We start from the raw sequence: 8,663 nt of genomic DNA on the forward strand, positions 1-8,663 counted from the left end.
CCTCACCCCGGCCCTCTCCCACACGTGGGAGAGGGAGTGGATGGTGCGCCGATCTGTCCCCTCTCCCGCTGGCGGGAGAGGGTTAGGGTGAGGGAAAAATCAATCAAGCCCCTTCATACGGCTCCACAAACACGCCTTCGGCATGATCGCTTTCATTAAAGAACCAAATCCCCAGCGGGTAATCTTCCAACGCCACCAGATACATGGTGCCCTCATTGAATGCTTCCACTGCCAGCACCGTACCCACACGACGCGGGCCGCCGTCGGTTTTAACCGTAACGCGATCGTTCACCTTCATTGATTACTCTCCACAAATTGTCCTGCGACACAGTTTAACGGAAGATAATCAACACTGCCTGATCGCGATCAGCGTCGGGCGATAACCCACACCGCATGAACGATGCCTGGAATGTAGCCGCACAGCGTCAGCAGAATATTAAGCCAGAACGCTCCGCCGAACCCGACCTGCAAGAACACGCCCAGTGGCGGTACCAAAATGGCGATGACAATACGTAAAAAGTCCATATTCACTCCCTGATATCACTTAACAATCAATCGCTAAGCATAGACGCTGTTACGCACTGTGCACTTAAAGGCAGGTAAAACTCTGTCAAGACGCACTTTTTCGCTTTCTTAACGTTTCACAGAAAGACTTTTGACGCGGGCTGCTCGTACACTTCTCCTCACTGCACCAACCCCAAAGGCGCAGTCAACCTAAAAGTAACAAGGATTTTTGCCCGCGCAGCGCGGGCTTTTTTTTGCCTGCAATTTGCCCGCAACGCCCTCTTTTCAGCACCGTCTATACTGTTAACTCATCCAATCGCCTCTGGGAGGGCGCTATGACGACGGCAAAAGAGTACAGCGAGAATGTGCAGCGCGAAGTCAATATTGATGTCGAAGCGCTGCTGGAGGCGATTCAGAAGAAATCGTCGGGCGAGATACAAGAGTTTATGGCAGCCGAAAATGCCCATCGCGTTAACGTGAACGGCGAGGCGTATGGCTCTTACACTGAGTTAGCGGAAGCTTTCGAACTCGACATTCGCGACTTCGCCATCAGTGAAGTGAACCGCTGAAATCGATTTCAAAAAAATACCCGGCGGGATGGCCGGGTAAAATAAATCAGTCAATTCGTTACACCAGGGAATTCTTAACACCCGGTCAGATTACGCTTTAGTTCGATTAAGACAAGTCTCATCCCTGCATGTAAATCGAACAATTTTGTATAACCATTCATGCGAATCGCACTGCGTCCCGCGTCACGACTGGTTTCAGCTGTGCACGAAATGTGCATCGCGCGTCCCATCGCGTCTGCTGTTTAAGAATTATCCTGGATGTCGCTGGCCGGGTCGCCGGAAAAAGTGTGATCGCGATTCCGCTATTATACTGATTACTCTTCGCTTTACGGATGCCACTGGCGTAAGGAGTGTGATGATGCTGAGTCTTAACTCTTCCCTGATGATCGTTACCGATCTTGATGGCTCATTACTGGATCATCATGACTACAACTGGGATGCGGCCGGTGAATGGCTGGCGCGTCTGAAACAACATCTGATTCCGCTGGTGATTTGTTCCAGCAAAACGGCGGCAGAGATTATTCCACTGCAAAAGAAGCTGGGCATTGTTGGCGCACCCTTTATTGCTGAAAACGGTGCTAGCGTGGTGCTGGGCGGTGAACAGACGCCGCCAACCGAAACCAGCGCCAACTATCACGCGCTGTGCCAGACGCTGCATTCATTGCAGGCGCGGTTCCGCTTCAACGGCTTTCACGAATTCAGCGATGCCGAAGTGGCACGCTTTACCGGTTTAACCCTCACCGAAGCCAGCCAAAGCCGCCTGCGCGAAGCGTCGGAAGTGGTGCTGTGGCGCGATGATGAATACCGTTTGCAGGAGTTCCGTGAGGCGCTTGCCGAGCACCATCTGGCGTTAACCCAGGGCGGACGATTCTGGCATGTGATGCCCGCCGGTACCGGCAAAGGCATTGCGCTGGCGGAAATCCAGCAGCATCTTGCCGCGCAAGAAGGAGAATCGCGCATCATCATCGGCCTGGGCGATGGCCCCAACGATGTGCCGATGCTGGAGCGCGTTGATTATGCCGTGGTGATCAAAGGCTTCAGCAAAACGCCGGTAGAACTGCAACGCACCGATACCGAGAACGTTTACCACACCGCGCACGTTGGTCCGCAGGGCTGGCGTGAAGGTCTGGACTATTTTCTTGCCGAGTAACGGCCTTTAACCAGAAGGATGAGACGATGAGTGATTTTTACCAGAATGGTGTCATTACTAATTTCCATAATCTCACCCACCGCAGCGTCGAATCGCTGGAAAAGGAGATGGTGCGCTTCTCACGCAAACGCAAAATGGGGCTGATTTTGCCGTCGTTGTTTTCGGAACTGGAAGGCCCGGCACTGGATAATATTGTTAATGAACTGGCGAAAGTGCCCTATCTGGATGAGATTGTGATTGGCCTCGACCGCGCCGATCGCGACCAATTTCTCTTTGCGCGCGAGTTCTTCTCCCGCCTACCGCAGCGCCATCGCATTTTGTGGAACGACGGCCCGCGCCTGAAAGCGCTGGACGCCGAATTGGATAAAGAGGGTTTGTCACCGAGCCAACCCGGTAAAGGCCGCAATGTGTGGTTCTGTACCGGCTACACACTGGCTTCGGATCGTACCCAATGCGTGGCGCTACACGACTGCGATATTGTCACCTACGAACGCGGCATGCTGGCACGTTTGCTCTATCCGCTGGCCAATCCGTCGTTTCAGTATGAGTTCTGCAAAGGCTTTTATGCGCGCGTAGCCGATGGCAAGCTGAATGGCCGCGTTGGTCGTTTGCTGGTGGGTCCGCTGCTGCGCTCCTTGCAGAAAGTCTACGGTCACTCGGAATACCTCGATTACCTCACCAGCTTCCGCTATCCGCTCTCTGGCGAGTTTGCCATGCGCACGCACGTGCTCAACGGCATCAAGATTCCGGGCGATTGGGGATTAGAGATTGGCGTGCTGTCGGAGATTTACCGTAACTACACCACGCGCCAGACCTGTCAGGTGGAAATTGCCGATAACTACGACCACAAACATCAGCCGCTGGCCGAAGATGATGGCACCGGCGGTCTGAAGCGCATGAGTAATGACATCGTGCAGTCGCTGCTGCGTAAGCTGGCAACCATGGGCGTGCCGCTCACCAGCGATTCGTTCCGCGTATTGAAAGCAACTTACTACCGCAATGCGCTGGATATGATGGAGATCTACAACCACGAAGCCACCATGAACGGCCTCAAGTTTGATCAGCACATTGAAGAAGCGGCGGTGGAAATGTTCACTCAGGCGATTCTCGATGCCGGACAAGCCTTTATTGAGCGTCCAAATGAGAAACCGTTTATTCCCAGCTGGAGCCGTGTGCAATCCGCTTTCCCGGATATTCTGCAGCGTATTTATCAGGCGGTGGAAGAGGATAACGACGGCAAGGTGTGATGCAGGGTTGAACCACATTCGGGACGACTGGCATCGTCCCGAATGTGTTTAACTGGCCAGCTGTTGCGCGCTCGATAAGTGACTGAGTTCGTCACTGTGGAACGCCTCACGTCGCACGCTGTAACCATCATACCAACGACACTCTACCATTCCGCTGGCATAGCCGGTGACCACCATGGTGGGTCCGCCCTGTTTGTGCTGAACTTCGTCACTGATTGCAAAGATCATACCGCACCTCCCTCTTTCATCGTTAAATGACCGAATTTAGGTATAGCAGCTGTGACCGATTTTTTCCTATACGATAAATCTATTACTTCTACTAAATCAGAATAAGCAGTTAAAAACTCTGCAAATAAAAAAAGCCGACAAGATTTATTGTCGGCTTTGATAGCACTTCCCGAACAGGAAAATTAGATTTTGCAGCCTTCGCAGTCCGCTTCGTCGCTGATATCAGCCGGGACTTCGTTGGCTTTCTCTGCCGCTTTGGCTTCAGCCTGTTCCAGCTGTGCATCGATATCAAATTCAAACATATCGTCGTTCATCATCGTTCTCCTGACCGTGATTAGAAATTTACAGCGCTTTATAACTGCTAGCCGCGCAGCTTAGCAATCAGATTTACGCCCAACAGCACGATCGACCCAATGATAAAGCCGATCACCAGATTGGCGCCGTTGGTCAGCAGTGCCGAGACCACACCGTTGAATCCGGCGCTGTATTCGCTGATGGCGTGATGTAACGGCGTAATGCCGTGCACCACAATGCCGCCACCGACCAAGAACATCGCGAGGGTACCGACCAGCGTTAAGGCTTTCATTAACCAGGGCGCAAAGGCAAGCAATACGCCGCCAACCGCCTGCGCGACGGTGGAGGATTTCTCTTTGAGCCAGAATCCCAAATCATCGATTTTGACAATCATCGCCACGATGCCGTACACGCCGATGGTCACCAGAATAGCGACGCCCGCCAGAATCAACACCTGATTCAGCAGCGGCGCCTCTGAAACGATGCCCAGCGTGATGGCGACAATTTCTGCCGAGAGGATAAAGTCGGTGCGCACCGCGCCTTTAACTTTGTCCTTTTCAAACGCACGCGGATCCTGCTGCGCCAGTTTGTCGAGACGCTGTTGACGCGCTTCTGGACTCTGCTCAGCCTTATCATGATTCAGGCTGTGCAGCACTTTCTCCACGCCCTCGTAGCAGAGATACGCGCCGCCAATCATCAGCAGCGGCGTAATCAACCAGGGCGCAAAAGCCGAGATCAATAATGCCAGCGGCACCAGAATGAATTTATTGAGAAAGGAGCCTTTTGCCACGCTCCATACAACCGGCAATTCACGGTTGGCTTTGACACCGCTAACCTGCTGCGCATTCAGCGACAGATCGTCACCCAATACGCCTGCGGTCTTCTTTGCCGCAACTTTGCCCATTACCGAGATATCGTCGAGTAGTGTTGCAATATCATCCAGAAGTGTAAGTAAACTGGTTCCTGCCAAAGTGGTATTCCTTATTATTCCGGTTCGTGATCCTGACAACAGGGGCAACGCTCAATCGCCGTCACTGACATATCGGCGATGCCCTCACAGTCCCATTCAACGCGTAATGGCCCCGTCAGATCTCCGGCGTGCAAATACTTGCTCACCGGACTTTCCGTCATGCCGCTGATCTCTTCGGTAGCAACCAGTCGATCGCCAAGATAAATGCGCGCCGTGGCTTGGGTTGTCACCATCCGCTCATCGCGGAGTTGATACAGGCGCTTAACGGTAAGTTTGATGCTGCTCATGGCTCATTCCGCGTCCCAGAGAAAAGGGAGATCTAAACTGTTATGGCGGCTAAAAGCAACAATCTCGCACTATTCAACGCGATAGTGATGCAAGCCCTGATGGTCGATTTCGCTGCTGTCGGTTGCCGCCAGCAGCCACTCTTCTAAACGTTCTATCAGCGCGCTGTCCTCCAGCTGCAGTTTGCCGCGTAGCGCGCACTCCCAAACAATCAGTACTTTCCAACCTCCTTCGCGCAGTTGTTCGACGTAACGCCGGTCGCGCTCAACGTTACTGTTTATTTTGCCGCTCCAAAATTCGGTACGCGTCGCGGGCATCTTGAATAAGTAGCAGTGATGACGATGCCAGAAGCAACCGTGAACAAAGATTATCGCTTTCTCGGCGGGCAGGACAAAATCCGGGCGGCCCGGTAGCGCTTTATCCTGCACGCGATAGCTAAAACCGCGATCTCTGAGAATCAACGCGATACGCTGTTCAATCGCGGTATCCTGATTGCGAATGGCGCGCATGTTTTTGCTGCGAATGGCTTGCGAGTGAACGTCTGCCATAGCGTCTCCTTGTTTTAGCGCTTCTTCAACTTTAGCGGCTTAGGGCAAAAGTGAAAGCACACCGCACGCCAATTTCCTCGTTGCGTGATGAGTGTTAGCATAGCCGCTTCACTGTTAAGGAAAAACGCATGCTCGCTATCGACCCCGTCTCGCCCTCCCCGTTAACTGCCAATCAGGATGACGCGACGTCGCTGTTACTGCAGGTGCTCGATATCTATGCCGCACGCGATGTGGTTATTACCTTAACCGACGCCGGTGGCCGCGACTGGAGCGTGCCGCGTTTGAATCGCATTCGCGCCGGTAAAAGTGCCGTACCGGCGCTCTCCAGCCGCGAAGTCGCCAGCCTGCAGGCCTTGCTGCCGCAGCGTCCGGCGCATTATGACGACGCCAAATTCCAGTTTGTTGATCTGTTTGCCGGTATCGGCGGCATTCGCCGTGGCTTTGAGCAAATTGGCGGCCAGTGCGTGTTCACCAGTGAATGGAATAAAGACGCAGTGCGCACTTACAAAGCCAACCTGTATAGCGATCCGCAGCTGCACCACTTCAACAGTGATATTCGTCTGGTGACGCAGCCGGCAGGCATCAGCGATGAGCAGGAAATTTATCAGCATATCGATCGCACCATTCCCGATCATCAGGTGCTGCTGGCCGGTTTTCCTTGCCAGCCCTTCTCGCTAGCGGGCGTGAGCAAGAAGAATGCGCTGGGTCGCGCACACGGTTTTGAGTGCGAAGCGCAAGGCACGTTGTTCTTCGATGTGGCGCGCATTCTCGCCGCGAAAAAGCCACCGTTCTTCGTGCTGGAGAACGTGAAAAACCTCAAGAGCCACGACAAAGGCCGCACCTTCGCCATCATCATGGCCACGCTGGATGAACTCGGCTATGACGTGGCGGATGCCAACGACAGCGGTTTGCCGGATGCTAAGGTTATCGATGCGCGCCATTTTCTGCCGCAGCATCGCGAGCGTATTGTGCTGGTGGGCATTCGTCGCGACACCGGGCTCAGTAATGGCTTTTCGTTGCGCGCCCTGCCCGCGCTCTATCCGCAAAAGGTGCCGTCGCTTTACAGCCTGCTGGAAACCCAGCCGGAAGCGAAATACACGCTGTCACCGACGCTGTGGAATTATCTCTATCAATACGCGAAAAAGCACAAAGCCAAAGGTAACGGCTTCGGCTTTGGCCTTAACGATCCGCGTAATCTAAACATCTGTGTGCGCACCTTATCGGCGCGCTATTACAAAGATGGTTCGGAAATCCTCATCGATCGCGGCTGGGATCACGCGCAAGGCGAAAGCGATTTCCAGCAGGCAGAGAACATGGCGCGTCGCCCGCGTCGTTTAACCCCGCGTGAATGCGCCCGCCTGATGGGTTTTGAAGCGCCGGGAGAAGCTAAACTGCGTATTCCGGTGTCCGATACGCAAGCCTACAAGCAGTTCGGCAACTCGGTGGTGGTGCCGGTATTTGCTGCGGTGGCGCAACTGTTATTACCGCTGATTGAACAGTACGCCGCGCAAAAGGCGTAGCTATTCAGGACCACAATTTTATTTAGGGCCGCGCTTTATGCTGTTTTCCGCCTAATCGCGCCCGCTGTCACCAAACTGTCACGCGTGCTGCCAATACTCCTGTTTTATTTTTTGGAGGCGTGTGATGTCACTCCTGTCTGTTATCTCTCTGCCGCTGCGGCTGCGCGCACGGTTATCCCTGAAAATTCCATTGTGGCTCACCAGTTTGCGTAGCCAGTTTTTGCTGTTCATTGTGCTGTTCTGCTCGCTGCAGTTTGCCGGTGTGCTGCTGCTGAATACCCACGTCAATCAGACGCAAACCTCGCTGCAGCAGGCCAATCAACTGCGCGAACGTCTGGCCCTGCTGGATAAAGCGCGTATCGAACTGCTTACCGCCAGCGATAACAGCCATCGCGCCGGTATTTATCTGATGCAGGATCAGCAAAGTGGCTCGGTGGATAGCTGGAAAAGTCTGGCAGCGTCAGCTGATGACTCATTGAAACAGGCGCAACAACAGTTCGCCGCCTACCACGCCAATGCGGATAGCCCGCTGGCGCAAGGTTTCGCTATGCTGGCGGAAGGATTGCAGGAGCAGCTAAAAGGATTAGCGGCCAACGACATCAACGCCTTTTTTATGGTGCCGATGCAGGCGTTTCAGCAACAGTTTAATGATGCCTGGTTTAGTGAAATCGAGCAGGCCAATCATCAGCTCAGCAGCGTGAATCAGAACACGCTCAGCACCTTGAAGCTGAGCCGCAATATGTCGCTGATTGTCAGCGCGGTGCTGATGGCGCTGTTAGTGCTGGCCTCCAGCTTGCTGATGCGCGGCGTGCTGTTGCCGCTGCGTCGCGCTAACGCGCAGCTGGAACGGGTCGCCACCGGTGATTTGGTCGATGCGCAAAACCATCCGCGTCGCCAATCGCTGGAAACGCGCCAGCTGTTCCAGTCGATTGATGCCATGCGGCGCGGCTTGCAGCAGATTGTGCGCGACATCAACACCGTGGCGGTCAGCGTCGCCGCCGGTGCCGAGGATATGCAGCAGCACAACGAAAAAGTGATGCAGCAACACCAGAAGCAAAATGCTAGCTTTCATCACCTGTCGCAGCGCCTGGATCGCGTTTCGGAAGAGGTGGAGATCGGTGCACAGTTCTCGCAGCAGGCGACGCAGGAAGCGCAATCAGCGGATGCGTTGATGCGCAACTGCGCGGTAGAGGTCGATAAGATGGAAACCCAGATGCAGCAGATTGTCACCGCATCCGATGATATCGCCGGGATTGTGGGCATGCTGGATGACTTGTCGATGCAGACGCGGTTGTTATCGCTGAATGCCGCCATTGAGTCGGCACATGCGGGCGCTTACGGCCGCAGC

Annotated in this window: 12 protein-coding genes; 5 read left to right on the forward strand and 7 right to left on the reverse strand. The window is 54.1% G+C overall.

Annotated elements, in window-relative coordinates:
* Nucleotides 1–103: 103 nt before the first annotated feature.
* Both dsrB and RTM06_RS19885 read right to left on the reverse strand, forming a co-directional pair.
* On the reverse strand, nt 104–298 hold the full coding sequence (dsrB, locus tag RTM06_RS19880; protein WP_008105417.1) for a protein DsrB: 195 nt from the start codon (nt 296–298) through the stop codon (nt 104–106).
* 68 nt (nt 299–366) lie between these two features.
* Nucleotides 367–525 carry a YqaE/Pmp3 family membrane protein gene (locus RTM06_RS19885; protein WP_007891469.1) on the reverse strand — a complete coding sequence of 53 codons (159 nt, stop codon included), beginning with the start codon at nt 523–525 and terminating at the stop codon, nt 367–369.
* Between the two features lie 314 nt (nt 526–839).
* On the opposite strand from RTM06_RS19885, the gene RTM06_RS19890 reads away from it, so the two are divergent.
* From RTM06_RS19890 to RTM06_RS19900, 3 genes are all read left to right on the forward strand, one after another.
* On the forward strand, nt 840–1,073 hold the full coding sequence (locus RTM06_RS19890; protein WP_256696753.1) for a DUF2525 domain-containing protein: 234 nt from the start codon (nt 840–842) through the stop codon (nt 1,071–1,073).
* Nucleotides 1,074–1,431: 358 nt separating this feature from the next.
* Nucleotides 1,432–2,223 (forward strand): mannosyl-3-phosphoglycerate phosphatase-related protein, encoded by a 792-nt coding sequence (locus RTM06_RS19895; RefSeq protein WP_312184485.1) that lies wholly within the window; start codon nt 1,432–1,434, stop codon nt 2,221–2,223.
* 26 nt (nt 2,224–2,249) lie between these two features.
* The gene (locus RTM06_RS19900) at nt 2,250–3,470 is read left to right on the forward strand and encodes a glycosyl transferase (protein ID WP_008105424.1); all 1,221 of its coding nucleotides are present in this window, start codon (nt 2,250–2,252) and stop codon (nt 3,468–3,470) included.
* Nucleotides 3,471–3,518: 48 nt separating this feature from the next.
* Here the strand turns inward: RTM06_RS19900 and RTM06_RS19905 are convergent, their stop codons facing one another.
* The 5 genes from RTM06_RS19905 to RTM06_RS19925 all read right to left on the reverse strand — a co-directional run bounded on the left by RTM06_RS19905 (nt 3,519) and on the right by RTM06_RS19925 (nt 5,795).
* Nucleotides 3,519–3,698 carry a YodC family protein gene (locus RTM06_RS19905; protein WP_008105429.1) on the reverse strand — a complete coding sequence of 60 codons (180 nt, stop codon included), beginning with the start codon at nt 3,696–3,698 and terminating at the stop codon, nt 3,519–3,521.
* A gap of 182 nt (nt 3,699–3,880) precedes the next feature.
* Nucleotides 3,881–4,015 (reverse strand): hypothetical protein, encoded by a 135-nt coding sequence (locus RTM06_RS19910; protein ID WP_255253243.1) that lies wholly within the window; start codon nt 4,013–4,015, stop codon nt 3,881–3,883.
* A 44-nt stretch (nt 4,016–4,059) separates the two neighbouring features.
* Nucleotides 4,060–4,962: a DUF808 domain-containing protein gene (locus RTM06_RS19915; RefSeq protein ID WP_312184474.1), complete on the reverse strand. Its 903-nt coding sequence runs from the start codon at nt 4,960–4,962 to the stop codon at nt 4,060–4,062.
* A gap of 14 nt (nt 4,963–4,976) precedes the next feature.
* A complete protein-coding gene (locus tag RTM06_RS19920) occupies nt 4,977–5,249 on the reverse strand; it encodes a hypothetical protein (RefSeq protein ID WP_312184476.1) in 273 nt (90 codons plus the stop codon).
* 69 nt (nt 5,250–5,318) lie between these two features.
* Nucleotides 5,319–5,795 (reverse strand): DNA mismatch endonuclease Vsr, encoded by a 477-nt coding sequence (locus RTM06_RS19925; protein WP_312184478.1) that lies wholly within the window; start codon nt 5,793–5,795, stop codon nt 5,319–5,321.
* A gap of 128 nt (nt 5,796–5,923) precedes the next feature.
* Here RTM06_RS19925 and dcm point away from each other — a divergent pair, with 128 nt between their 5' ends.
* Nucleotides 5,924–7,315 carry a DNA (cytosine-5-)-methyltransferase gene (gene dcm, locus RTM06_RS19930; protein ID WP_312184480.1) on the forward strand — a complete coding sequence of 464 codons (1,392 nt, stop codon included), beginning with the start codon at nt 5,924–5,926 and terminating at the stop codon, nt 7,313–7,315.
* Nucleotides 7,316–7,439: 124 nt separating this feature from the next.
* Nucleotides 7,440–8,663, forward strand: a 1,224-nt coding sequence (locus RTM06_RS19935) for a Tar ligand binding domain-containing protein (RefSeq protein WP_312184482.1), incomplete at its 3' end; no start/stop codon positions are given.

This window comes from Pantoea sp. CTOTU46764 (genome assembly GCF_031974595.1).
In the GTDB taxonomy this organism is placed as follows: Bacteria; Pseudomonadota; Gammaproteobacteria; order Enterobacterales; family Enterobacteriaceae; genus Pantoea; species Pantoea trifolii.

Bases quoted from the DNA above. Each gene is read 5' to 3' on its own strand.
- dsrB (WP_008105417.1), bottom strand. From the start codon at position 298: ATGAAGGTGAACGATCGCGTTACGGTTAAAACCGACGGCGGCCCGCGT.
- RTM06_RS19885 (WP_007891469.1), bottom strand. From the start codon at position 525: ATGGACTTTTTACGTATTGTCATCGCCATTTTGGTACCGCCACTGGGC.
- RTM06_RS19890 (WP_256696753.1), top strand. From the start codon at position 840: ATGACGACGGCAAAAGAGTACAGCGAGAATGTGCAGCGCGAAGTCAAT.
- RTM06_RS19895 (WP_312184485.1), top strand. From the start codon at position 1,432: ATGCTGAGTCTTAACTCTTCCCTGATGATCGTTACCGATCTTGATGGC.
- RTM06_RS19900 (WP_008105424.1), top strand. From the start codon at position 2,250: ATGAGTGATTTTTACCAGAATGGTGTCATTACTAATTTCCATAATCTC.
- RTM06_RS19905 (WP_008105429.1), bottom strand. From the start codon at position 3,698: ATGATCTTTGCAATCAGTGACGAAGTTCAGCACAAACAGGGCGGACCC.
- RTM06_RS19910 (WP_255253243.1), bottom strand. From the start codon at position 4,015: ATGATGAACGACGATATGTTTGAATTTGATATCGATGCACAGCTGGAA.
- RTM06_RS19920 (WP_312184476.1), bottom strand. From the start codon at position 5,249: ATGAGCAGCATCAAACTTACCGTTAAGCGCCTGTATCAACTCCGCGAT.
- RTM06_RS19925 (WP_312184478.1), bottom strand. From the start codon at position 5,795: ATGGCAGACGTTCACTCGCAAGCCATTCGCAGCAAAAACATGCGCGCC.
- dcm (WP_312184480.1), top strand. From the start codon at position 5,924: ATGCTCGCTATCGACCCCGTCTCGCCCTCCCCGTTAACTGCCAATCAG.